Origin of the sequence: Chachezhania antarctica, from assembly GCF_003646465.1 — a bacterium.
In the GTDB taxonomy this organism is placed as follows: domain Bacteria; phylum Pseudomonadota; class Alphaproteobacteria; order Rhodobacterales; family Rhodobacteraceae; genus Chachezhania; species Chachezhania antarctica.
The window spans coordinates 55,451-78,692 of record NZ_QZEX01000002.1 but is presented as its reverse complement, the minus strand read 5'-3'; the positions used below and the strand labels follow the sequence as shown (position 1 = coordinate 78,692).

Genomic DNA, 23,242 nt, shown 5'->3' with positions numbered 1-23,242 from the left:
ATCAAAAGCATCGCGTCTTTCGTCGAATGGGGCTGGCGGCTGCCGCCCGGCTGGCATTAGACTGGTCGCGACACCATGGTCAGGACTGGACGGCAGCGTCAAGGCCATCCGGACCGGCTGTAACGGGAAGCGGCCCGGAAGAACGCCGCCGCCGCGCGGCAGGACCGCGCCCGCGCCCGCAGGGCCGGGTGTTCGCGCAGGCGGCAGGGTCATGGCGGGCTTACGATACGGGGCAGGCAGGCGAATGGGCGATTTCTGGAAAGGCATGCTGATCGGCGGCGCGGGCTCGGCCATTGTTCTGGCGGTCGTGTCCGTGGCGGTAGATCCGCCGGTCCGGCCGGTGGAAGCGGACGACACGGGTGGCGTGGTGGCCGAGCCGGCCGCTTCTGAGACGGTGGAAACACCGGCGCCCGCGGTAGCGGAACCGGTCCCCGAGCCCGCACCAGATGTGCCCGCCGCGGCCTCCGATCCGACCCCGTCCGCGGACACGCCGGAGGAGGTCTTGCCCGAGCCTGAGCCCGCGGCAGAGCCGGCCCTGGAGCCCGAACAGCCCGCTGCGGCGCCGGCCCCGGCAACAACGCCGGCTGACACCGATGACGCACCGGACACGGCAGAGGAGCCGGAGGTCGCCCCGGCGCCGGCCACGCCAACGCCGCAGATCGCCAGCGATCCCCCGGCAGAGCCAAAGATCGCCGACGAACCCGAGGTCGCACGGCCCGACGCGTCCTCCGACGGCGATGCGCCGGAGCCCATCGAACCGGTGCGCCCGGAACAGGGCGCAAAGGACGCTCCGGCCGCCGACGCGGCGCGCGTTCAGCCCCTGACGCAATACGCCGAACCGCTCGACAATCCCGACGGCAAGCCGTTGATGTCCATCGTCCTGATCGACGATGGCACGGCCGAGGAGGCCGCGGATCTGCCGTATCCCGTGACCTTCGCGGTCGACCCGACGCTGCCGGACGCGGCCGAACGCATGGCGCGGCACCGGGCCAACGGGTTCGAGGTCGTGGCCCTGATGGACCTGCCCGAGGGCACGAGCCCCGATGACGTTGACGCGACCCTGGCCTCCGGCCTCGCAGCGCTGCCCGAGGCGGTGGCCCTGCTGGAGGCGCCGGATGGCACGGTGCAGGCGGACCGCGCGCTGTCCGACCGGGTGACGCAGTCCGTCGCGGCCTCCGGCCATGGGCTGATCCTGCAACCCAGCGGGCGCGACACGGTGCAGAAGCTGGCGGCGCAGGAGGGCGTCGCCTCGGCCGTGGTGTTCCGCGATCTGGACGGCGACGGGCAGACGCCCGAGGTGATGAGCCGGTTCCTGGATCAGGCCGCCCTGCGCGCGGGCCAGCGGCAGGACGTGATCGTCGTGGCGCGGATGCGGCCGGACACCGTGTCGGCGCTGGTCCAATGGGGCCTTCAGGACCGCGCGGCGCGGGTGGTGATGGCCCCGGTGTCGCATCTGCTGTCGCCGCAGTCGGAGGACTAGCGGACATGCGCAGGGTTGGAGCGCTTTTGTTTCCCGGCTTTGAATTGCTGGACCTGTTTGGCCCGCTGGAAATGCTTGGCGTGCTGAAGGACGACTTTCAGCTGAAACTTGTGGCCGAACGCCCGGGACCTGTTGCAAGCAGCCAGGGCGTCGCGGCCAATGCCGACACGACCATCGGGCAGGGTGCCGGTTTCGATATCATTCTGGTGCCCGGCGGCGCGGGGACGCGGCGCGAAGTCGACAACAATGCGATCCTCGACTGGATTGCCCGGTCCTCGGAAACAGCGGAATATTCCCTGAGCGTCTGCACCGGAAGCGCCTTGTTCGCGCGGGCCGGCATTCTGGACGGCCACCGCGCCACCACGAACAAGGCCGCGTTTGCGTGGGTCGCGGAACAGGGTCCGCGGGTCGAGTGGGTCAGGCAGGCGCGCTGGGTCGAAAGCGCGACGTTCCTGACGTCCTCCGGTGTCTCGGCGGGCATGGACATGACGCTGGGCGTGATCGCGCTGATGCACGGACGCGAAACGGCCGAGAAAGTCGCAACCTGGACCGAATACACCTGGCACAGCGACAAAGATGACGATCCGTTTGCCCGGGTTCATGGACTTGTCTGAAACCGTGGTTTGAGGACCCCGCAGCCGATCCCACCTGCACTTGTCGTTCCGCCCGGGGCTACCCCGGGCCGCGACCGCCCAGGCCCGGGCGCGTCGATTTCGGTGGGTCCGAAGGATCGTCAGCGGAAGCTCGTATGCACCGCGTTCACCGCGTTGCGGTCGATCTCCGGTCGGGCACGGGATTGCGCGTCTGACGCGAAGGTCACGAACAGGCTTTCGGCCAGCGACTGGTTGAACTGCTCCTGCAACGCGGTGCGGATCTGTTCGACCTGGCCCGAGTCTTCCGGCGGCAGGATTTCGTTCAGGCGGACGATGTAGACGGCCCCGGGGGCGGTGATGGTGCGGATCTCGCCAACTTCCATCTTGAAGACGTCGGTCATGAACGTCTCGGGCGTGCCTTCAAGGAACGACGTGCGGGTCAGGCCCGTGGCTTCTTCCGGCGTCAGGCCGGCGGCCGCGAAATCGCCGCGGAGGCCCATTTCTTCGATCGCCTCGCTGGCCAGATCGAGCAGCGCTTCGCGGGTCTCGGCCTGGTAGACTGCCTCGGCCACTTCCTCTCGGGCACTATCGAAGGGTTCGGGCCGCGCGGGCAGCACCTCGTCCAGGCGCATCGCGAAAATCCCGCCATCTTCCAGCGGCAGGGCTTCCGGATAATCGTCCTTGGTGATCTGCGCCGCGGCGTTCCGGAACGCCTCATAGGCGGCCGCACCTTCGGTGCTCTCGTTCGACCAGTCGATCTGGTCCAGCTCCATGTTCTGTTCGGCCGACAGTTCCTCCAGCGTCACGCCGCCGGCGAGCAGGTCGTTGACCTCGTCCAGCCGGCCTTCGATCACGCGTTGGGCACGGTCGAGCGCCAGTTCGGCGCGAAGCTCGTCCTCGACATCTTCCAGCGGGGTTTCACGGGCCTCCAGCCTGCCGTTCACACGGAAAAGCGCAGGCCCCAGCGGGGAGGCCAGCGGGCCCACCACGGTGCCGATATCGGCGGCGAAGATATCCTCGGCCGCGCCCTCCAGATCCTCGCGCGTGACATCGCCCATGTCGACGTCTTCCAGATCCAGCCCGCGCTGGGTCACCAGCTGCGGGAAGGTGGCGCCACCGACCTCGATCTGCGCCATCGCGTCATTCGCGGCGGCCTCGTCCGCGAAGACCAGCCGTTCGACCAGCCGGCGTTCGGGTTGGCGGAATTCCTCGGCGCGGTCTTCATAAAGCGATTGTAGCGCGGCGTCGTCGATCTCCATCTCCTGCACCAGCATCTCCGGCGTCAGGATGGCGAAGGTGATCCGCTTCGTCTCGGGCAGCTGGAATTCGTCGCCATGTTCGTCGAAATAGGCCTGAAGCGCGGCCTCGTCCGGTTCGGCGACGGGTGTTTCCAGCGCATCCGGTTCCAGCCGCACGAACGAGAAGCTGCGGCGCGAGGCGATGAAATCGACGATGGTGTCGGTCATGGCCGCAGGCATTTCCGTCCCTGCCACTACGGCATCCTGCAGGATGGTGCGCGCGGTCTCGATGCGGATATCCTCTTCGAATTCGGGCTCGCTCACGCCGATGCGGTCCAGCATGAAATCATAGGACTGGCGGTCGAACTTGCCATCGACGCCCTGGAACGACGGGATCGACACGATCTCGTCGCGCAGGTTCTCGTCGCCGATGGAAATGCCCAGCTGCGTCACCTCGTTGTCGATGGCGGCCAGCCCGATCAGGCGGGCAAGCACTTCCTGGTCCAGCCCCGCGGCCTGCATCTCGGCCAGCGTCATGCTTTGGCCGGTCTGCTGCTGTACGGCCTGCATTTCCTGCTGCAGCCCGCGGGCGTACTGGTCGACGGAAACGGTCTGGTCGCCCACGATGGCAACGGTGCGGATGGTGCCGGTGAAACTGGTCGCCCCGAAACCGGCGAGGCCCACGAACAGCAGCGCCAGAAGCAGCCAGACGAAGGTTTTGGACAGGGTGTTCTTGCGCTCGGCCATGATGGTCTGGGCTTTCTCCTCGGGGTCGGTTCGGGTGTCTTTACGACGCGGGCAAGGGGCAGAGCAAGGTCAGAAGCGGTGCGCCCCCAGCCGTGTGAAGAGCCGTGCAATACCGTCCCGGTCGAGATTGGCGAAGGCCACGCGCAGGTGGCGGGGCGCGTCGGCGTCGCCTTCGGGGGCGAACATGGTGCCGGGCAGGGCCAGCACCCCGGCCTCGCGCACCAGCCGTTTCGCGACATCGGGCGCGGGCAGGGGCGAAGGATGCTCGACATAGGCGAAGTAGGCGCCGACCCCTTTCAACCGCCAGCCTTGCGCTTCGAGCTGGGGGAACCCGGTTTCGATGGCGGCGCGGCGGGCCATGATCTCGTCGCGTTGTTCGGCCAGCCATTGTTGCAGATTCTGGATCCCCCAGAGTGCGGCGTGCTGGCCGATCTGGCTGGCGCAGATCGTGACGGTGTCGAGGAACTTCTCGGCCTCGGCGACGAAGGGCGTGCCGGAGACCAGCGCGCCGATGCGGTGGCCAGACAGTCGGTAGGCCTTTGAAAAGGAATAGAGATGGATCAGCGTGTCCGGCCAGTCCGGATCGGAAATCAGATCGTGCGGCCGGGCCGGGCGGCTGTCGAAATCGCGGTAGGTTTCATCGAGGATCAGCTTGATGCCCCGGGATTGCGCCAGCGCATAGAAGGCGTGGACCAGCCCGGCCGGATATTCGGCGCCGGCCGGGTTGTTGGGCGTAACAAGGACGATGGCGCGGGTGCGGTCGGTGATGCGACTGGCGGCATCGTCGACGTCGGGCAGCAGGGTCTCTCCGGTCGGCAGCGGTACGCCCGTGACGCCCGCCATCGACAGCCACATGGCGTGGTTGAAGTACCAAGGGGTGGGCAGCAGGATCTCGTCCCCTTCGCCGGTCAGCGCGGCGATGGCGGCGCAGAAGGCCTGGTTGCAACCGGAGGTGATGGCGACCTGTTCGCTCGATACCGTGCCGGCATAGTGCCCGGCGATCTGACCGGCCAGCGCGTCGCGCAGCGCGGGCAGGCCCAGCACCGGGCCGTAGAGATGGGCCGACGGCACGTCGCGCACCACGCGGGCGATCTCCTCGCGCAGCGCCTCGGGCGGGGCTTCCGCGGGGGCGGCCTGGCTCACGTCGATCAGGGGACGGTCGGGTGGGAAGGTGGCATCCTTCAGCCAGCCGCGGGCGGCCATGATGGGCGGGTCGAACGTGGCGGCGGTACGGGTGATCATGCGGGTGTCCTGAGGTTTTTCCGGGCGAGCCACCTGTCAGCGATCCAGAAGACTGTCGCAAGCAGCGCAAATACGGCGCAATTCAACACCACGGCAACGAGCAGCTGCGCAACCCCGATCTTGTCGGGATTGAGGAACCAGTAGGGGTACCAGCCGGTGAACGCCCCCCGGACCATGGCGTAGACGAGGTAAAGCCCGGGAAGGATCACCGCCTTGGGGATGCAGATGGCGGTCAGCGTCCCATGCCGCGACGCGATCCATGCCAGCAGGAACAGGACCGGGGCCAGATCGTGGCACATGTGATCGGCGATGAGCGATGCGCCCGAAAGCTCCACCATGCCTCGCAAGGCAACGGAATAGACGATCCCCACCGCGACGATCGCCGTGACCACGGCATGCCGCATCGTGGGGCCGGCCAGACGGCTGGCGGGGGCCAGCGCCATTGCCCCGGCAACAAGGAAAACGGCCGTGTTGGTGATGATGGTGAAGAACCCGTAAAGCGACCAGATCGCCTCGACCGGTGATCCGTCTGCGAGGATGTAGCGCAGGATCAACGCCGCGCCGGAATTGGCCGCGGCCAATGCCGCAAGGATCCGTGCGATGTTCATGTCTGTCCCCGTCCCGGTGTCGCGCCGGGGCAGGTTGACCGAAATGCCCGTGGGCGCAAGCCCTTGGCGGGGTCAGCGATTGCCCGCGCCGGCCAGCAGCCGGTCGGCGCCCTTGACCGCGGCCGATATGGCGCCGAAGACGGCAAAAAGCACGACGACCGTCAGCGCGAACTGCCATACTCCGACCGTGGTCGGGTCGAGGAACCAGTACGGATACCAGTCGGTCACGGCGCCGCGTATCATAGCGTAGATCAGGTAGAAAATCGGAAAGATCAGCGCGGTCAGTATGTTGCGGGGCAGAAGTTCCCCGTGATCGAAGCTGAGCCATGCCAGCAGGAATAACAGCGGCGCCACGTCGTGGAACATGTGATTGACCAGTGCGGCGGCGCCCGTCATGTCGGCCAGGCTGCGCAGCGCCACGGAATAGATCAGCCCCACGCCAAGGATCGACACCAGCGTTGCATGCCGCATCGGTGCGCTGGCCATCCGGCTGTGGGGCGCGAAGGCCATGGCGGCGCCCACGACCGCGATGGCCGTGTTGGCGAAGATCGTGAAATAGCCGAACAGGCCCCAGAGCGTGAGCAGGGGCGGGAATTCTCCGGTGGAAATGAAGAAGCGCCAGATCAGCGCGGTGGTTGAATTCAGGAATGCCAATAGGGCGAATGCGCGGCCGACCTGCATGAAAGATGTCCCTCGCTCTCTGGCGGGGAAACATGCCGCCGCCGTTCCGGTCACGCAGACATAACGCCGGTTTTCCGAAAACGATCCCGGCGGGCAGGAAGATTTTACCGACCTCTCGAGAGAAGGTTAAAGACCGACCCTGGGTGGGCGCTTGCAACGGGTTTGCCGGAGTGCGGCGCCGTCATCCCGCGACCCAGCGGTCGGTGCGGGACATCACCAAAGTGCCCTCGTAGTGCCGACAGGCACGCCTGCGGCGTGACGGGAGGGTCGGGCGCGGCCCGGGGTGCCCCGGGCCAGACGACGAGTGAATGTCAGACTGGGCCGCGCTGTCAGGGCGTGGCGCGGTAGGGTTCGACGTATTGCAGCGCCATGTCCCACGGGAAGAAGATCCACGTGTCCTGGCTGACCTCGGTGATGAAGGTATCGACCTGCGGCCGGCCCTTGGGCTTGGCGTAGACGGTGGCGAAATGCGCGTTGGGGTATCTCCTGCGCACCACTTCCAGCGTCTTGCCGCTGTCGACAAGGTCATCGACGATCAGGATGCCGGTGCCGTCGCCCATGAGCTCCGCATCCGGCGATTTCAGCACCTTCGCTTCGGCCTGAGTCTGGTTGTCGTAAGACTTGATCGAGATCGTGTCGACGGTGCGGATATCCAGCTCGCGCGCCACGATCATCGCGGGGGCCATGCCGCCGCGCGTGATGGCGACAACGGCGCGCCAGCCGCCTTCCGAGGGCCCGTGCCCGTCGAGCCGCCAGGCCAGCGCCCGCGAGTCACGGTGGATCTGATCCCAGCTGACATGGAATCCCTTTTCGTGCGGCAGGCGGTCGTTCATGGCATGCACCCGGCTATCTGGTCTGGATTGCCGGGTCTGATACAAGCAGAGCGCGTGCGAGGGAAGATGGAATCCGATCCTTCGACCATACGTCGGGTTCCGCAACGGAAGGGAAGGTATTAGCCAAACTTCCCGCCGATCCACTAGACGACCGGTCTAATAGTGCCTAGATGCGGATCATGACCGACGCGAAGAAACCCGAATCCACCCGTCAGACCATCCTGACCACCGGCCGCCGGCTGGTGGCCACCGGTGGCTTCGGCGCGATGGGGCTTTCGGCGCTTCTGAAGGAAAGCGGCGTCCCAAAGGGATCGTTCTACCATTACTTCGCGTCGAAGGACGCGTTCGGGCAGGCGATGCTGCAGGACTATGTGGATGAGTATCTCGTCCGGACCGATGCGCTGCGAAAGCGCGACGCGACCGGCGCGGAGAAGCTCATGGCCTTCTGCACCGCCTGGCTGGACCACGATCGCGAGGCGGGGCTCGTCAGCACCTGCCTCGTCGTCAAGCTGGGGGCCGAGGTGGCCGACATGTCGGACAGCATGCGGCAGGTGCTGGAAGAGGGCCTGCCCAAGCTGACCGGGACGCTGGCGCTGATGATCCGCGAAGGGATGCGCGACGGCTCCATCCATCCGCAGGACGATCCCGATGCCGCGGCAGTGACGCTTTATGCCCAGCTTCTGGGGGCTGCGATCCTGACGAAACTGTCCCGCGACCAGGCCCCTCTGGAAACCGTCATCACCGAAATCGAAACGCGCATGATCACGGGCGCGACACAAGGAAGTCAGACATGAAAGCTGCAGTACACGACACGTTCGGAGAGCCGAAGGACGTTCTGGAAACCCGTGATGTTGTCACGCCCGAACCGGGTGCAGGCGAGGTCCGGGTGAAGACGCTCCTGTCGCCGATCCACAACCACGACCTTTGGACGATCCACGGAAGCTACGGTTACAAGCCGCCGCTGCCCGGCGCCATCGGCGGATCCGAAGCCGCCGGCGTTGTCGATGCGGTGGGCGAGGGCGTCGACGCGGCCATGGTGGGCCAGCGCGTGACCATCGCGGGCGTGCATGGATCGTGGGCCGAATATTTCATCGCGCCCGCCGGCGGGGTGATGCCGCTGCCCGATCAGATTTCCGACGAACTGGGCGCGCAGCTGATCGCGATGCCGTTTTCGGCGATCTCGCTTCTGCACCTGCTGAAGGCCGACAAGGGCGACTGGATCATCCAGACTGCCTCGAACGGCGCCGTGGGGCGGATCATGAAGGTGCTGGCCAAGGCCCGCGGCATCCATCTTCTGAACCTCGTCCGTCGCGAGGAGGCTGCGGAAGAACTGCGCGCGGACGGCGTGGAAAACGTGCTGTCGACCTCGGACGACGGTTGGAAAGATGCCGCCCGGACGATGATCGGCGACGGGCGCGCGATTTCGGCCATTGATTCCGTGGGTGGAGAGATCTCGGCCGACCTCGTCGATCTGCTGGCTGCCGACGGTGAACTCTATGTCTTCGGCACAGCCACCGGCGCGCCGATGCCGCTGTCGTCGGGCGCGCTGATCATGAAGGAGATCACGGTCAAGGGCTTCTGGGGCGCGCGCGTCAGCGCGGGCATGGACCCGGAGCTGCGCAAGACGCTGATCACCGAACTGGTGACACTGGCCATGAAGGGCGAGCTGAAGCTGGAAACCGGCGGGATCTTCGGTCTGGATCAGATCGGCGAGGCCGTGACGGCCGCCCGCACGCCGGGACGGGCCGGAAAGGTCATGATCCGGCCGTAAAGCGTTGGTCCGGTCCTTTCAGGGGAAAGGGCCGGACACTGACGATCAGGTTTTGGTGATGTCCGGCGCGTCGACGGCCTTCATGCCCACGACGTGATAGCCCGCGTCGACATGCAGAACCTCGCCCGTGACGCCGCTGCCCAGGTCCGACAGCAGGTACATCGCCGACCCGCCGACATCGTCGGTGGTCACGTTGCGCCGCAGGGGAGAGTTGTATTCGTTCCACTTCATGATGTAGCGGAAATCCCCGATGCCGCTGGCGGCCAGCGTCTTGATCGGCCCGGCGGAAATCGCGTTCACGCGGATGCCGTCCTTGCCCAGATCCTCGGCCAGGTAGCGCACGGAGGCTTCCAGCGCCGCCTTGGCCACGCCCATCACGTTGTAATGCGGCATGACCTTTTCGGCGCCGTAGTAGGTCAGCGTCAGGCAGGACCCGCCTTCGTTCATCATCTTCTCGGCCCGCTGCACGACGGCCGTGAAGGAATAGACCGAGATGTCCATCGACATGGCGAAGTTCTGGCGTGAGGTATCTACATAGCGCCCGCGCAGCTCGCTCTTGTCGGAAAAGCCGATGGCGTGGACGATGAAATCCAGCGTGCCCCAGCGGTCTTTCAGTTCGGCGAAGAGCGTGTCGATCGATGCTTCGTCGCCCACGTCGCAGGGCAGCACGATGTCGCTGCCCAGTTGTGCGGCCAGCGGATCGACACGTTTCTTCAGCGCTTCGCCCTGGTAGGAAAACGCCAATTCGGCGCCAGCGTTGGCGCAGGCCTTCGCGATGCCCCATGCGATGGATTTGTCATTGGCAAGACCCATGATCAGGCCTCGTTTCCCGGCCATCAACTGATGCGACATCTCTTTTTTCCACAACTTTTAGTGCCTTGTCGGTGTGCTTTAGGCGATTGCCCGGCCCGCATCAAGTGGCGCAGGCGTGGGCGGGGCTTGGCCTATGACGTGGCGGTAACGGTCGCGGCATTGACTCGCGGTCGCTCTTGATGGCGCTTTCGTCAATGATAGATCGGCAGTTCCGAACACAACCGCCCCGGGACACGGCAGGAGATGGACGATTGAGTGAACGTGACGGCAAGTTTGCAGGGGAGGATCCCTTTGCCATCGCTCGGTCCTGGCTGGCCGAGGCCGAGGCGGCCGAGATCAACGACCCCAATGCCATCGCGCTGGCCACCGTCGACGCCGACGGGTTGCCCAATGTCCGCATGGTTCTGCTGAAGGAGATCGAGGACGCGGCCTTCGTCTTCTACACCAATTACGAGAGCAAGAAGGCGCAGGAACTGGACGCGGCAGGCAAGGCCGCCTTTGTCGTGCACTGGAAGTCGCTTCGCCGCCAGATCCGCGTTCGCGGCACCATCGCCCGCGAGGACGGACCCAAGGCCGACGAATACTATGCCTCGCGCTCGCTGAAAAGCAGGCTGGGCGCGTGGGCGTCGAAACAGTCGCAGCCCCTATCCAGCCGCGGGCACCTGATGGCCGAGGTTGCGAAAATGACAACGCGACACGGAACAAACCCGCCTCGTCCGGCGTTTTGGGGTGGATACCGGCTGACTCCGCTCGAAATCGAGTTCTGGGCGGATGGAGAGTTCCGCCTCCACGACCGATTCGTCTGGAGGCGTCAAGAGGTTAACAAAAGGTGGACGGTGGAGAGGTTAAACCCATGATTTCCAAATAATCCACATGACAGTTTTTTGAATTCAAGAAACTAAATGTGCTTGCGTTTTGCGCTATATTTAGACCAAATCAGACGTAACGTTTTTGTAAATGTATCGATCCGGAGGGCACGTTGGCCGACGATCTCAACAGTTTGCTGCAGGTCAAAGGGCAGGTTAAGTGGTTCGACCCCAACAAGGGGTTCGGGTTCGTTGTCGCCGACACCGGCGGCCCCGACATTCTTCTTCATGTCAATGTCCTGCGCAATTTCGGGCAGAGTTCGGTGGCCGATGGTTCCCTGATCGAGGTCGTGACCCACCGCACCGACCGCGGTATCCAGGCTGTCGAAGTGATCTCGATCGAGCCGCCGGAGCGTGATGACGCGGCCCCCGTTCTGACCGATTTCGCGGGGCTTGAACCCGAAGCGATCCAGACCACCCCCTTGCAACCTGCGCGCGTTAAATGGTTCGACAAGGGCAAGGGATTTGGCTTCGCCAATATCTTCGGGCAGCCCGAGGACATCTTCCTGCATATCGAAGTGCTGCGACAATCCGGGCTTGCGGATCTGCAACCGGGCGAGGCCTTGGCGCTTCGCGTCATCGACGGGCGAAGGGGTCGCATGGCTGCGGAAGTGCTTGCATGGGAAAGTGCCGTGGTGTCGGAAGACACCTGACTTTTCCTGCCGCAAGACACCTTCTCCAGCCCGCGAGGTCGATGTGACTGCCGAACCTCACCGAAAGCTGCCGTTTCATCGGCCCGGGTCCCTCATGGCCCGGGTGTTTGCCGTTCTGCTGTGCCTGTCGGCCGCGCCGGCACTGGCCGAAACCGCGTGCAGCCCCGACAGTGTCCAGCTGCGCGGCGACTGGGGCGAAACGGCCTTCGACGTCGATGTCGTCGACACCCCCGCAACGCGCGCCCGTGGTCTGATGTATGTCGAACACATGCCGCGCGGGCAGGGGATGCTGTTCGTGTTCGAACGGCCGCAGCGCACCAGTTTCTGGATGAAGAACACGCTGATCCCTCTCGACATGCTGTTCGTCGATGAAACCGGGCTGGTCCGCCGTGTGCACGAAAACGCGGTGCCGGGCGATTTGTCCGGCATTCCCGGCGGTGACGACATCCTTGTGGTACTGGAAATCAACGGCGGGCTCAGCGACGATTACGGAATCGAGACCGGCACGATCCTGCGTCATCCCGCGTTCGACCAGGACAAAGCCCGCTGGCCCTGCTGACCGACGCGCATCGCCCTGAAAGGGCCGTTCGGAAGGCTATGTGAAGCGCCGACCCCGGCGGCAGGGCAGACGCGGGCGAGGTTTCCGTCCGACAGGGCTTTTCAATCCCGCAGCCCGACGCTAGAGACACCCATGGTCCGGGGCGTGGCGCAGTCTGGTAGCGCACCTGTTTTGGGTACAGGGGGTCGTGAGTTCGAATCTCGCCGCCCCGACCATTTCCTTCGCTGTGATGCGAAGCTCTGCCCGTAGGCATCGGTCATGGGGTTCGGCCCTCTGGCCGGGCCAATCCCGATGAGACGCCCGGGCTACTTTTTCCCACCAAACCCCTTATGATCACGCGCGATGCAGATCCGCGCGGGCCATAGGCACGCCGAATCCGGGGGAAGTGTTCCCCGGGCAGTCGCAAGCTCACCCAAAGGCTGCAATTCGTATCGCGTCGTGGGTGTGGTGCTGGCACTACATCTAGTCGCCCCATCTTGGGGACGACTAATGGTAGAATCGGGCGGGCGGCGGATCTGGCGGTGAGTCAACCCGGGCCGCTCTACAAAAACTTCAAAAACCTTGTAGACGAATCGCGATGCTATACGTCAAGTAGTACGGGCAGACCGGCTGGGCACTAAATCTGGTAGATATAACCAGAGCAGGCAAAGGTCAGCCAAGGCAGATCTACAAGATCTCGTTTTTCAGTACGATTTCCCGGCGGCCCGTTGCGGACGTCACGGGGCGGCGGCGGCTTGCCTGCTGTCATTGAACGGCACCGGTTTCCAGGCGGGTGAACCGGATATCCAGAGACAAAGCGCGGGCGAACGCGCGACCAGAACGCGGATCAAAAATCATGAAGATCGAAAGAAAATTCACGAAGGCCGGGCAGGACGCTTACGCCGACATCGAGTTCGTCGAGGCGACCTCGGAAATCCGCAACCCGGACGGAACCATCGTCTTCCGTCTTGAAAACATTGAAGTTCCCGCGGGCTGGAGCCAGGTCGCATCCGACGTGATCGCCCAGAAGTACTTCCGCAAGGCGGGCGTCCCGGTCGACCTGAAGCCCGTCCGCGAAAAGGGCGTGCCGTCGTTCCTGTGGCGGTCTGTTCCCGCCAGCGACGACACCGAGAAGAGGGGCGAGATCTCGTCCAAGCAGGTCTTCGACCGTCTGGCCGGCGCCTGGGCCTACTGGGGCTGGAAGGGTGGCTATTTCACCACCGAAGAGGACGCGCAGGCCTATTTCGACGAAATGCGCTACATGCTGGCCCGCCAGATGGCCGCGCCCAACAGCCCGCAATGGTTCAACACCGGCCTGCACTGGGCCTATGGCATCGACGGCCCCAGCCAGGGCCACCACTATGTCGATTTCAAGACCGGCAAGCTGACCAAGTCGGCCAGCGCCTACGAACATCCCCAGCCGCATGCGTGCTTCATCCAGTCCGTGTCCGACGACCTGGTGAACGACGGCGGCATCATGGACCTGTGGGTGCGTGAAGCGCGGCTCTTCAAGTACGGCTCGGGCACCGGCACCAACTTCTCGCACCTGCGGGGCGAGGGCGAGCCGCTGTCCGGCGGCGGCAAGTCTTCGGGCTTGATGGGCTTTTTGAAGATCGGCGACCGGGCGGCTGGCGCGATCAAATCGGGCGGGACCACGCGGCGTGCGGCCAAGATGGTGATCGTCGACGCCGATCACCCCGATATCGAACAATTCATCGAATGGAAGGTGCTGGAAGAGCAGAAGGTTGCGGCCCTCGTCGCCGGCTCCAAGATGCACGAGGCTCGGCTGAACGAACTCTTCGCCGCCATCCGCGCGTGGGACGGAGCCGAACAGGATGCCTATGATCCTGCCGTCAACGAAAGCCTGAAGAAGGCGATCCGCGAGGCAAAGAAGAACGCCATTCCGGAGACCTACATCAAGCGCGTGCTGGATTATGCGCGGCAGGGTCACACCTCGATCGAATTCCCGACCTTCGATACCGACTGGGACAGCGATGCCTACAGCTCGGTCTCGGGCCAGAACTCGAACAACTCGATCCGCGTCACCAATGCCTTCCTGAGGGCCGTCGAGAAGGACGCCGACTGGGAGCTGATCAACCGCGTCGACGGCAAGGTCGCCCGCGTGGTGAAGGCGCGCGATCTGTGGGAAAAGGTCGGCCACGCCGCCTGGGCCTGCGCCGATCCGGGCATCCAGTTCCACGACACCGTCAACGACTGGCACACCTGCCGGGGCGATGGCGAGATCCGCGGCTCGAACCCGTGCTCGGAATACATGTTCCTGGACGACACGGCCTGCAACCTCGCCTCGATGAACCTCTTGTCCTTCCTGAAGGACGGGGAATTCCAGGCCGAAGCCTACATGCACGCCACCCGCCTGTGGACGCTGACGCTGGAGATCAGCGTTACCATGGCGCAGTTCCCGTCGAAGGAAATCGCGCAGCTGTCCTACGACTACCGGACGCTGGGCCTTGGCTACGCCAATATCGGCGGCCTGCTGATGACGCTGGGCCACGGCTACGACTCCGATGAAGGCCGGGCGCTGTGCGGCGCGCTGACCGCGATCATGACGGGCGTCGCCTACGCAACCTCGGCCGAGATGGCGTCGGAACTGGGCGCTTTCCCGGCCTACGACCGGAATGCCGACACGATGCTGCGCGTGATCCGCAACCACCGCACGGCGGCCCACGGAAAATCGGCGGGTTACGAGGATCTGGCGGTGAAGCCTGTCCCGCTCGACCACGCCAACTGCCCCGACATGCGCCTGTCGGGCCTCGCGAAATCCGCCTGGGACGAAGCGCTCCGGCTGGGCGAGGCGCACGGTTACCGCAACGCCCAATCCACCGTGATCGCGCCCACAGGCACGATTGGTCTGGTGATGGATTGCGACACGACCGGGATCGAGCCCGACTTCGCGCTGGTGAAGTTCAAGAAGCTCGCCGGCGGCGGCTACTTCAAGATCATCAACCGCTCGGTTCCCGCCGCACTTGAAGGGCAGGGCTACAGCTCGGCCCAGATCGAGGACATCATTCGCTACGCGGTGGGCCACGGTTCCCTGTCCGACGCCCCGGGCGTGAATCTGGCGGCGCTGGAATCGAAAGGTTTCGACGAGGCCGCACTGGCCAAGGTCGAAGGCGCGCTGGAGCAGGCATTCGACATCCGCTTCGTCTTCAACCAGTGGACGCTGGGCGCCGATTTCTGCACCGACGTGCTGAAGGTCCCCGCCGCCAAGCTGAGCGACCCGACCTTCGATATGCTGCGCCACCTGGGCTTCACCAAAGCCGACGTGGACGCTGCCAACGACCATGTCTGCGGGACGATGACGCTGGAAGGCGCGCCCTACCTGAAGGAAGACCACTACAGCATCTTCGATTGCGCCAACCCCTGCGGCAAGAAGGGCAAGCGCTTCCTGTCGGTGTCCAGCCACATCCGCATGATGGCGGCGGCACAGTCCTTCATCTCGGGCGCGATTTCCAAGACGATCAACATGGCGAACGACGCCACGATCCAGGACTGCCAGAAGGCGTACGAGCTGTCCTGGTCGCTGGGTGTGAAGGCCAACGCGCTTTACCGCGACGGCTCGAAACTGTCCCAGCCGCTGGCCTCCGCGCTGGTCGAGGACGATGACGAGGCGGCCGAGGTGATGGAAACCGGCTCGCCCGCCGCCAAGGCCCATGTCCTGGCCGAAAAGGTGATCGAGAAGGTCGTCATCAAGGAAGTCATCCGCCGCCATCGCGAAAAGATGCCCCAGCGGCGCAAGGGCTATACCCAGAAGGCGGTCGTGGGCGGCCACAAGGTGTACCTGCGCACCGGCGAATATGAGGACGGCAACCTTGGCGAGATCTTCATCGACATGCACAAGGAAGGCGCCGGCTTCCGGGCGATGATGAACAACTTCGCCATCGCGGTGTCGGTCGGTCTTCAGTACGGCGTGCCGCTGGAGGAATTCGTGGATGCCTTCACGTTCACCAAGTTCGAACCGGCCGGCATGGTGCAGGGCAACGACTCGATCAAGAACGCGACCTCGATCCTGGATTACGTGTTCCGGGAACTGGCGGTGTCGTACCTGGATCGCACAGACCTTGCCCATGTGAAGCCCGAGGGCGCCAGCTTCGACGATATCGGCCGGGGAGAGGAAGAGGGCGTGTCCAACATCTCGGAAATGTCCGAGACGGCGGCGAACCGGTCTCTCGAGGTGCTCAAGCAGATCTCGTCCACGGGCTACCTGCGCAATCGTCTGCCGCAGGAACTGGTCGTGTTCCAGGGCGGCCAGCGGATGAGCGCGGTTGCGGTCAACGATCCGGAAACGGCGCTGCACACGCTGGTGCCGGAAGCCGTGTCGGGCATGCAGACCACCGTGTCGGTCGAGGCTGTCACCGCCGGCACGACGGCACCGGAAGCGCGCATCAAGGCCAAGATGCAGGGCTACGAGGGCGATCCCTGCGGCGAATGCGGCAACTACACGCTGGTCCGCAACGGGACCTGCATGAAGTGCAACACCTGCGGCGGGACGTCCGGGTGTAGCTGAACGAACGACGGCGCCGGCAATGGCGCCGAGGGGCGGGGGCGGTGCAAGTTGCTGTCTCCGTCCCGACGAAGATCGGGATCGGGGCGTTTCGGCGCCAAAGTATCTTGATTTGGGGCCGGGCGGATCTGCGCAGTTTTCTGCAATAACCGCTCTGTCCCTCTCGGCGAATGGCGGTGCCGTTCGCCGGAGCTGGGGTGGGGCGGAAGTCTGGTCCCCCCACTTCTACCCGGGGCGGGTGCGCTCGCCCCGCGTTTGCCGGACCGCAGGCATAAAACAAAATCGGGCGGTCAAAGAATGAGTCCGGCTGACGAAACTCAAAGGGGGCCCCAGGGCCCCCTTCTTTCGTCCGGTCTCGTGTGTCCGGTTCGCAAGGGGGCTCTGCCCCCGCCGCCCTTCGGGCGACTCCCCCGAGATATTTTGAAGACCGAAGAAGAGCACGCGTGGCGCTCTTCGCGATACGATCCGGAAAGATCGGCACGCGCGACTTCTTTGGTCCGTAAATACCTTGGGGGAGGCCGCTCCGCAGGAGCGGGCGGGGGCAGAGCCCCCACTTTCCTTTAAGGTCAGGCGCTGGCCTTGGCAGCGCGCTTGCGCTCGTGCGGGTCGAGGAAGCGCTTGCGGAGGCGGATCGCGTTCGGGGTGACTTCGACCAGTTCATCGTCGTCGATATAGGCGATCGCTTCTTCCAGGCTCAGCGTGATCGGCGTGGTCAGGCGCACGGCTTCGTCGGTGCCGGACGCGCGCACGTTGGTCAGTTTCTTGCCTTTCAACGGGTTCACTTCCAGGTCGTTTTCGCGGCTGTGCTCGCCAATGATCATGCCGGTATAGATTTCGGCCTGCGCCCCGATGAACATCTTGCCGCGGTCCTCAAGGTTCCACAGCGCGTAGGCCACGGACTGGCCGTTTTCCATAGAGATCAGGACGCCCGCGCGGCGGCCCGGGATCGGGCCTTTGTAAGGCGACCACTCGTGGAACACGCGGTTCAGAACGCCGGTGCCGCGCGTATCGGTCAGGAATTCGCCGTGATAACCGATCAACCCGCGCGAGGGCACATGCGCTACGATGCGCGTCTTGCCGGCGCCTGCCGGTTTCATTTCGGCCAGATCGCCGCGGCGTACGCCGGTGATCTTTTCAATCACGGTGCCGGAATATTCGTCATCGACGTCGATGGTGACTTCCTCGATCGGCTCAAGCCGCTGACCGTCTTCTTCGCGGAACAGCACCTGCGGGCGCGAGATCGACAGTTCGAACCCTTCGCGGCGCATGTTTTCGATCAGGACCCCCATCTGCAGTTCGCCGCGGCCCGCGACCTCGAAGGCCTCGCCGCCGGGCGTGTCGGTCACGCGGATGGCGACGTTGGATTCGGCTTCCTTCATCAGGCGCTCGCGGATCACACGCGATTGCACCTTCTTGCCATCACGGCCCGCCAGCGGCGAATCGTTGATGCCGAAGGTCACGGTGATGGTGGGCGGGTCGATCGGCTGCGCAGGAAGTGCGGTGTCGACCTGGGGCGCCACGATGCTGTCGGCCACGGTGGCCTTGCTCATGCCTGCGAGGCTGACGATGTCGCCCGCCTGCGCCTCGTCGATGGGCTGCTGGCCCAGGCCGCGGAAAGCGAGGATCTTGGAGGCGCGGAAGTTCTCGATCAGCTTGCCGTCGCGTGAAAGGGCTTTGACCGTGTCGCCCGCCTTCAGCGTGCCGCTTTCGACACGGCCCGTCAGCACGCGGCCCAGGAACGGGTCGGCGCCCAGCGTGGTGGCCAGCATGGTGAACGGTTCCTGCATCCGCGCCAGCTGCTTCGGCGCGGGCACATGTTCGACCACGAGGTCGAAGAGCGCCGACAGGTCCTTGCGGGGGCCGTCCAGTTCCATGTCGGCCCAGCCGTTGCGGCCCGAGGCATACATGGTCGGGAAATCCAGCTGGTCGTCATCGGCGCCGAGGCTGGCAAACAGGTCGAAGCATTCGTCCAACGCGCGGTCGGGTTCGGCATCGGGCTTGTCGACCTTGTTCAGCACCACGATGGGCCGCAGGCCAAGCGCCAGCGCCTTCGAGGTTACGAACTTCGTCTGCGGCATCGGGCCTTCGGCCGCGTCGACCAGCAGGACCACGCCATCGACCATCGACAGGATGCGTTCGACCTCACCACCGAAATCGGCGTGGCCGGGGGTGTCGACGATGTTGATACGCTTGCCGCGCCACTCGACCGATGTCGCCTTGGCCAGGATGGTGATCCCGCGCTCGCGCTCGAGGTCGTTGGAATCCATCGCCCGTTCGGCCACCGCCTGGTTTTCGCGGAAGGCGCCCGACTGTTTCAGGAGCTCGTCAACCAGCGTGGTCTTGCCGTGGTCGACGTGAGCGATGATAGCGATATTGCGAAGATCCATTATTCGGGCGTCCGGACATGTGTATGAGTTGGGGCGCCCATACCCTGCCGCAGTGCAGAAAGAAAGGGTCAAACCGCCTCAGGCATGCCCGCTGTTGGAGAAAAGGTTGATCACCATGATCCCGGCAACGATCAGAATCATGCCCAGAACCGCCGGCAAATCCAGCTTCTGACCGAACAGAGCCCATGCGATCCCGGCGATCAGAACGATCCCCGCGCCGGACCAGATCGCATAGGCCACGCCGACCGGGATCACCCGGAAGGCCAGCGCCATGGTGTAGAACGAAGCCGTGTAGGCCACGACCACGATGATTGCGGGCACCAGTTTCGTCATCTGGTTCGATGCCTGCAGCGCGGTGGTTCCGATCACTTCGCCAATGATCGCAAGGCCGAGGAAAACGTAATGCATCGCAGGTCTCTGTGAATAGGGGACGGGCAGATGCTCTGTGCCTGACCGGCGCGGCGTTGTCGATCCGTCGCGTCAGATGATGTGGCCCGGATCGAAGTCCGCCATCGCAATGCCTGCCAGCAGGATGCCACCCGAGGTGTCGAGATCGATGTAGAGACCGGCATCCGTGTCGCTCAGCGTGTAGCTGTCCCGGATGTCGATCCGGTCGCGCGCGGTGTCGAAATCGGTGACCTCGTCCTCGCCCGTCCGGCCGCGGAACCGGAACGTGTCGCGGCCCGCGCCGCCGGTCAGAAGATCGCCGCCGCGGCCGCCGATCAGAAGATCACGGCCGGCGCCGCCGAAAAGCTCGTCCGCGCCGCCGCCGCCCAAGAGCGTGTCGGCCCCGCGGCCACCCTTCAGAAGATCGGCCCCCTTGGCGCCTGCCAGCTGATCGCGGCCGGCCTGGCCGAAAAGCTCGTCCAGGCCGCGGCCGCCGTGCAAGGTGTCGCTTCCGCCGCCGCCATTCAGACGGTCGTGGCCCATGCCACCGCGGGCCGTGTCGTCGCCGCCACGGGTGCGGATCGTGTCATTGCCGGCCTTGCCAAGGACCAGGTCGGCACCTGTCGTACCGATCAGCGTGTCGGCGCCTGCCGTGCCGGTGACGCGGTTGGCGGTCTCCCGGTCACCCAGTGGCGGGAAGACCCCGTTGGTGATCGAGCCGGGCTGGTCCGTAATCTCGTCCAGGGCGCGGGTGCCTGCGACGTAGATCGGCGTGCCCGTGTCGCCCAGATCGCGGGCTTCCTGCTTCAGGTGGGACCGCGCATCGGCGCGATGGTCGTCCGGCACGTACTCCACCACGAAGGTTGCCTTCCCGGCCTTTTCGGCCCGGTCGAGAAGTCTCAGGTGATAGGCGTATTCGTCTTTTGGCCAGGCCTCGAAATCCTCGGGCGCGCCGTTTTCGTAGTAGAAGCGCAGATCTTCCTTGCCGATCCCGTCGATGGCATCGCGGTATGTGGCGTTGCGGATCAGTTCCAGCGCGTTCTGGCCGATGATGTAGAAGTCGCGGCCCGGGTCGGTCTCGTCAATGTAGGCCTGCGTCCGGGCTTCGAGTTCGGCCACGAAACCGGCCATGTCGGCGCGGAAATCGCGGTTGGCGTTCGGGCGCACGTCTTCCCAGTATTCATAGGCCGCCACGATATCGAGGTAGAGCCCGTCGAACCCGCCATCGACGATCTTCTGTGCATAGTCGAAGACGATCTGCTGCCAGTCGTCCTTCCAGTACTTCACCTTGATGTTGTCGGTCCATTCAGGGTTGGCCTCTCCCATCCAGTCGGGGCGGGCGCGGCTTTCCCATTGGGGATCCCAGTAGTAGCGGTAGGACTCGGCCTCTCCGATAGACAGGTACGACACGATCAGCTTGTCGTCGCCACCGCGCATCCGGTCCAGACCGGCGGGGGTATATGGGTCTTCCTCGCGGCGGTAGCTGGCCCATTCGGTGACGACAAGATCGGCGTTCGTGGCCGCAATCTCATCGGCGCGGGCCCCGGTCACATCGCCCAGGTGATAAAGCCAGGTCCGGGCGTCGGTGAGCTTGGTCATGGGCGTCCTGCTGCGGTGTCGATTGTCGGGAGGCCGCGGGCTTGGTTCAGCCCGCCAGCGCCTTGTTCAGGTTCTCGTCGATCTTTTCCAGGAAGCCCATCGTCGTCAGCCAGCCCTGATCGGGGCCGACGAGCAGTGCCAGATCCTTGGTCATGTGGCCCGATTCCACCGTCTGCACGATCACTTTCTCCAGTGTATCGGCGAAATTCATGAGCGGAGTGTTATCATCCAGCTTGGCGCGGTGCTTCAGCCCGCCCGTCCACGCGAAGATCGACGCGATGGAGTTGGTGGAGGTCTGTTCGCCCCGCTGATGCTGGCGGTAGTGGCGGGTGACGGTGCCATGCGCCGCCTCGGCCTCCACGATCTTGCCGTCGGGCGTCATAAGTTGCGAGGTCATGAGACCCAGCGAACCGAAGCCCTGCGCAACGGTATCGGACTGCACGTCGCCATCGTAGTTCTTGCAGGCCCAGACGAAGCCGCCCGACCATTTCATGGCCGAGGCCACCATGTCGTCGATCAGCCGGTGTTCGTACCAGATCTTCTTTTCCTTGAACTTCTCGGCGAACTCGGCCTCGTAAATCTCCTGGAACAGGTCCTTGAAGCGGCCGTCATAGGCTTTCATGATCGTGTTCTTGGTGGACAGGTAGACCGGCCAGCCGAGGTTCAGGCCGTAGTTCAGGGACGCGCGCGCGAAATCGGCGATGGAGTCGTCGAGGTTGTACATGCCCATCGCGACGCCGGCGCCGGGGGACTGGTAGACTTCCTTCTCGATCACGGTGCCGTCTTCGCCCACGAACTTCATCGTCAGAGTTCCGGGGCCGGGCATCAGGAAATCCGTGCATTTGTATTGGTCGCCAAAGGCATGGCGGCCGATGACGATGGGTTTCGTCCAGCCCGGCACAAGGCGCGGCACGTTCTTGCAGATAATCGGCGCGCGGAACACGACACCGCCCAGGATGTTGCGGATCGTGCCGTTGGGCGATTTCCACATCTTTTTCAGGCCGAATTCCTCGACCCGCGCTTCGTCCGGCGTGATCGTGGCGCATTTCACGCCGACGCCGATTTCCTTGATCTTGTAGGCCGCGTCGATGGTGACCTGGTCGTCGGTGCGGTCACGCTCCTCCATCCCCAAGTCGTAATACAGCAGATCGACATCCAGGTAGGGCAGGATCAGCTTCTGCTTGATGAAGTCCCAGATGATGCGGGTCATCTCGTCGCCGTCTAGCTCGACGACGGGGTTGTCTACCTTGATCTTGGTCACTGGAACGCCCTCTGAACGATGTGAGTCGGTTGGCGTCGGTCTAGCGCAAAAAGTGTTACGAAGAAATGGGTATGCAAACGTATACCGCTTGCGGGTGGCGGTCGCGGACAACGGGCTGGCGGTGTGAACCAATCCCGCAACAAGGCACACGCGCGATCCGAACGAAAAAGGCCGGGACATCGTCCCGGCCCGCACGTGCTGCGATGGCAGCCTGTTCTAGCGCGTGGTTTCCGTCAGGCGGCGTTTGACATAGGTCGACACGTTGCCGATCAGCGTGTCCATGTGCTCGTCCTGGAAGAAATGGTCGGCGCCCTCGATCTCCTGGTGGGTGATCGTGATGCCCTTCTGTTCGTGCAGCTTGTTGACCAGCGTCGTCGTGTCCGCGGGCGGGGCCACACGGTCGGCCAGGCCGTTGATGACAAGTCCCGAAGCCGGGCAGGGGGCGAGAAACGAAAAGTCGTACATGTTCGCGGGCGGCGAGACCGAGATGAACCCGGTGATTTCCGGCCGCCGCATCAGAAGCTGCATGCCGATCCACGCGCCGAACGAAAAGCCCGCAACCCAGCAATGCTTGGAGTTGTTGTTCATCGACTGCAGGTAATCGAGCGCGGAGGCGGCATCGGACAGCTCGCCAATGCCCTGATCGTATTCACCCTGGCTGCGGCCCACGCCACGGAAGTTGAACCGCAGCACGGTGAACCCCATGTTGTAGAAGGCGTAATGCAGGTTGTAGACGACCTTGTTGTTCATCGTCCCGCCGAATTGCGGATGCGGATGCAGCACGATCGCGATCGGCGCATCACGTTCCTTCTGCGGGTGGTAACGTCCTTCCAGGCGACCTTCGGGTCCGGGAAAAATGACCTCGGGCATAGGTAGAGGGGTCCTGTCTATTCCATCTGGCGGGCATGTCCGCCGGTGACCGGGTTTCTTGACGAAATCTTCCAGTCACCTTAGAACGGTTCTAACCGCAGGGCAGATACGTCCTGCAGCGTCAGCAGCACTTAGGCGGTGGTGGCGCAAAGG

General features: G+C 64.4%; 19 protein-coding genes and 1 tRNA gene. 9 read left to right on the top strand and 11 right to left on the bottom strand.

The annotated features are described in order from the left end of the window. The first annotated feature begins 244 nt into the window (after positions 1–244). A complete protein-coding gene (locus D4754_RS04200) occupies positions 245–1,480 on the top strand; it encodes a divergent polysaccharide deacetylase family protein (protein WP_163025771.1) in 1,236 nt (411 codons plus the stop codon). Between the two features lie 5 nt (positions 1,481–1,485). Continuing rightward, on the top strand, positions 1,486–2,094 hold the full coding sequence (locus tag D4754_RS04195) for a DJ-1/PfpI family protein (protein WP_121061682.1): 609 nt from the start codon (positions 1,486–1,488) through the stop codon (positions 2,092–2,094). 119 nt (positions 2,095–2,213) lie between these two features. Here D4754_RS04195 and D4754_RS04190 read toward each other — a convergent pair whose 3' ends face one another. The 5 genes from D4754_RS04190 to gpt all read right to left on the bottom strand — a co-directional run bounded on the left by D4754_RS04190 (position 2,214) and on the right by gpt (position 7,422). After that, on the bottom strand, positions 2,214–4,058 hold the full coding sequence (locus D4754_RS04190) for a peptidyl-prolyl cis-trans isomerase (RefSeq protein ID WP_121061681.1): 1,845 nt from the start codon (positions 4,056–4,058) through the stop codon (positions 2,214–2,216). A gap of 69 nt (positions 4,059–4,127) precedes the next feature. After that, positions 4,128–5,300, bottom strand: a complete 1,173-nt coding sequence (locus tag D4754_RS04185; RefSeq protein WP_121061680.1) for an aminotransferase — start codon at positions 5,298–5,300, stop codon at positions 4,128–4,130. Continuing rightward, positions 5,297–5,908: a Pr6Pr family membrane protein gene (locus D4754_RS04180; RefSeq protein WP_121061679.1), complete on the bottom strand. Its 612-nt coding sequence runs from the start codon at positions 5,906–5,908 to the stop codon at positions 5,297–5,299. The genes D4754_RS04185 and D4754_RS04180 overlap by 4 nt, the downstream gene beginning before the upstream one ends. A gap of 72 nt (positions 5,909–5,980) precedes the next feature. Next, on the bottom strand, positions 5,981–6,589 hold the full coding sequence (locus D4754_RS04175; protein ID WP_121061678.1) for a Pr6Pr family membrane protein: 609 nt from the start codon (positions 6,587–6,589) through the stop codon (positions 5,981–5,983). A 329-nt stretch (positions 6,590–6,918) separates the two neighbouring features. Next, positions 6,919–7,422, bottom strand: a complete 504-nt coding sequence (gene gpt / locus D4754_RS04170; protein WP_121061677.1) for a xanthine phosphoribosyltransferase — start codon at positions 7,420–7,422, stop codon at positions 6,919–6,921. 179 nt (positions 7,423–7,601) lie between these two features. Between gpt and D4754_RS04165 the strand changes: the two genes are divergently transcribed. Both D4754_RS04165 and D4754_RS04160 read left to right on the top strand, forming a co-directional pair. Further along, complete coding sequence (locus D4754_RS04165; RefSeq protein WP_121062212.1) at positions 7,602–8,216, top strand: TetR/AcrR family transcriptional regulator; 615 nt, start codon at positions 7,602–7,604, stop codon at positions 8,214–8,216. After that, positions 8,213–9,193: a zinc-binding dehydrogenase gene (locus D4754_RS04160; protein WP_121061676.1), complete on the top strand. Its 981-nt coding sequence runs from the start codon at positions 8,213–8,215 to the stop codon at positions 9,191–9,193. Before D4754_RS04165 ends, D4754_RS04160 begins: the two co-directional genes overlap by 4 nt. 45 nt (positions 9,194–9,238) lie before the next feature. Here D4754_RS04160 and fabI read toward each other — a convergent pair whose 3' ends face one another. Further along, positions 9,239–10,045, bottom strand: coding sequence for an enoyl-ACP reductase FabI (gene fabI / locus D4754_RS04155; RefSeq protein WP_121061675.1), 807 nt, complete (start codon positions 10,043–10,045; stop codon positions 9,239–9,241). 212 nt (positions 10,046–10,257) lie between these two features. Between fabI and pdxH the strand changes: the two genes are divergently transcribed. From pdxH to D4754_RS04130, 5 genes are all read left to right on the top strand, one after another. Continuing rightward, the gene (gene pdxH / locus D4754_RS04150; protein WP_121061674.1) at positions 10,258–10,863 is read left to right on the top strand and encodes a pyridoxamine 5'-phosphate oxidase; all 606 of its coding nucleotides are present in this window, start codon (positions 10,258–10,260) and stop codon (positions 10,861–10,863) included. Between the two features lie 122 nt (positions 10,864–10,985). Next, positions 10,986–11,525 carry a cold-shock protein gene (locus D4754_RS04145; RefSeq protein WP_121061673.1) on the top strand — a complete coding sequence of 180 codons (540 nt, stop codon included), beginning with the start codon at positions 10,986–10,988 and terminating at the stop codon, positions 11,523–11,525. A 94-nt stretch (positions 11,526–11,619) separates the two neighbouring features. Then, positions 11,620–12,084 carry a DUF192 domain-containing protein gene (locus D4754_RS04140; RefSeq protein WP_121061672.1) on the top strand — a complete coding sequence of 155 codons (465 nt, stop codon included), beginning with the start codon at positions 11,620–11,622 and terminating at the stop codon, positions 12,082–12,084. 138 nt (positions 12,085–12,222) lie between these two features. Continuing rightward, positions 12,223–12,299 (top strand) — tRNA-Pro (locus tag D4754_RS04135). A 620-nt stretch (positions 12,300–12,919) separates the two neighbouring features. Further along, positions 12,920–16,588: a vitamin B12-dependent ribonucleotide reductase gene (locus tag D4754_RS04130; protein WP_121061671.1), complete on the top strand. Its 3,669-nt coding sequence runs from the start codon at positions 12,920–12,922 to the stop codon at positions 16,586–16,588. Between the two features lie 563 nt (positions 16,589–17,151). Here the strand turns inward: D4754_RS04130 and typA are convergent. The 5 genes from typA to D4754_RS04105 form a co-directional block, all read right to left on the bottom strand. Beyond that, entirely contained in the window at positions 17,152–18,972 is a 1,821-nt protein-coding gene (gene typA, locus D4754_RS04125; protein WP_121061670.1) for a translational GTPase TypA, read from the bottom strand. Positions 18,973–19,050: 78 nt separating this feature from the next. Continuing rightward, positions 19,051–19,380, bottom strand: a complete 330-nt coding sequence (locus tag D4754_RS04120) for an SMR family transporter (protein WP_121061669.1) — start codon at positions 19,378–19,380, stop codon at positions 19,051–19,053. A gap of 72 nt (positions 19,381–19,452) precedes the next feature. Further along, on the bottom strand, positions 19,453–20,958 hold the full coding sequence (locus tag D4754_RS04115; RefSeq protein WP_121061668.1) for an endo alpha-1,4 polygalactosaminidase: 1,506 nt from the start codon (positions 20,956–20,958) through the stop codon (positions 19,453–19,455). 46 nt (positions 20,959–21,004) lie between these two features. Next, positions 21,005–22,219, bottom strand: a complete 1,215-nt coding sequence (locus D4754_RS04110) for an NADP-dependent isocitrate dehydrogenase (RefSeq protein WP_121061667.1) — start codon at positions 22,217–22,219, stop codon at positions 21,005–21,007. A 216-nt stretch (positions 22,220–22,435) separates the two neighbouring features. Then, complete coding sequence (locus D4754_RS04105) at positions 22,436–23,089, bottom strand: alpha/beta hydrolase (RefSeq protein ID WP_121061666.1); 654 nt, start codon at positions 23,087–23,089, stop codon at positions 22,436–22,438. Positions 23,090–23,242 lie beyond the last annotated feature (153 nt).

Bases quoted from the DNA above. Each gene is read 5' to 3' on its own strand.
- D4754_RS04200 (WP_163025771.1), top strand. From the start codon at position 245: ATGGGCGATTTCTGGAAAGGCATGCTGATCGGCGGCGCGGGCTCGGCC.
- D4754_RS04195 (WP_121061682.1), top strand. From the start codon at position 1,486: ATGCGCAGGGTTGGAGCGCTTTTGTTTCCCGGCTTTGAATTGCTGGAC.
- D4754_RS04190 (WP_121061681.1), bottom strand. From the start codon at position 4,058: ATGGCCGAGCGCAAGAACACCCTGTCCAAAACCTTCGTCTGGCTGCTT.
- D4754_RS04185 (WP_121061680.1), bottom strand. From the start codon at position 5,300: ATGATCACCCGTACCGCCGCCACGTTCGACCCGCCCATCATGGCCGCC.
- D4754_RS04180 (WP_121061679.1), bottom strand. From the start codon at position 5,908: ATGAACATCGCACGGATCCTTGCGGCATTGGCCGCGGCCAATTCCGGC.
- D4754_RS04175 (WP_121061678.1), bottom strand. From the start codon at position 6,589: ATGCAGGTCGGCCGCGCATTCGCCCTATTGGCATTCCTGAATTCAACC.
- gpt (WP_121061677.1), bottom strand. From the start codon at position 7,422: ATGAACGACCGCCTGCCGCACGAAAAGGGATTCCATGTCAGCTGGGAT.
- D4754_RS04165 (WP_121062212.1), top strand. From the start codon at position 7,602: ATGACCGACGCGAAGAAACCCGAATCCACCCGTCAGACCATCCTGACC.
- D4754_RS04160 (WP_121061676.1), top strand. From the start codon at position 8,213: ATGAAAGCTGCAGTACACGACACGTTCGGAGAGCCGAAGGACGTTCTG.
- fabI (WP_121061675.1), bottom strand. From the start codon at position 10,045: ATGTCGCATCAGTTGATGGCCGGGAAACGAGGCCTGATCATGGGTCTT.
- D4754_RS04140 (WP_121061672.1), top strand. From the start codon at position 11,620: ATGGCCCGGGTGTTTGCCGTTCTGCTGTGCCTGTCGGCCGCGCCGGCA.
- D4754_RS04130 (WP_121061671.1), top strand. From the start codon at position 12,920: ATGAAGATCGAAAGAAAATTCACGAAGGCCGGGCAGGACGCTTACGCC.
- typA (WP_121061670.1), bottom strand. From the start codon at position 18,972: ATGGATCTTCGCAATATCGCTATCATCGCTCACGTCGACCACGGCAAG.
- D4754_RS04120 (WP_121061669.1), bottom strand. From the start codon at position 19,380: ATGCATTACGTTTTCCTCGGCCTTGCGATCATTGGCGAAGTGATCGGA.
- D4754_RS04115 (WP_121061668.1), bottom strand. From the start codon at position 20,958: ATGACCAAGCTCACCGACGCCCGGACCTGGCTTTATCACCTGGGCGAT.
- D4754_RS04105 (WP_121061666.1), bottom strand. From the start codon at position 23,089: ATGCCCGAGGTCATTTTTCCCGGACCCGAAGGTCGCCTGGAAGGACGT.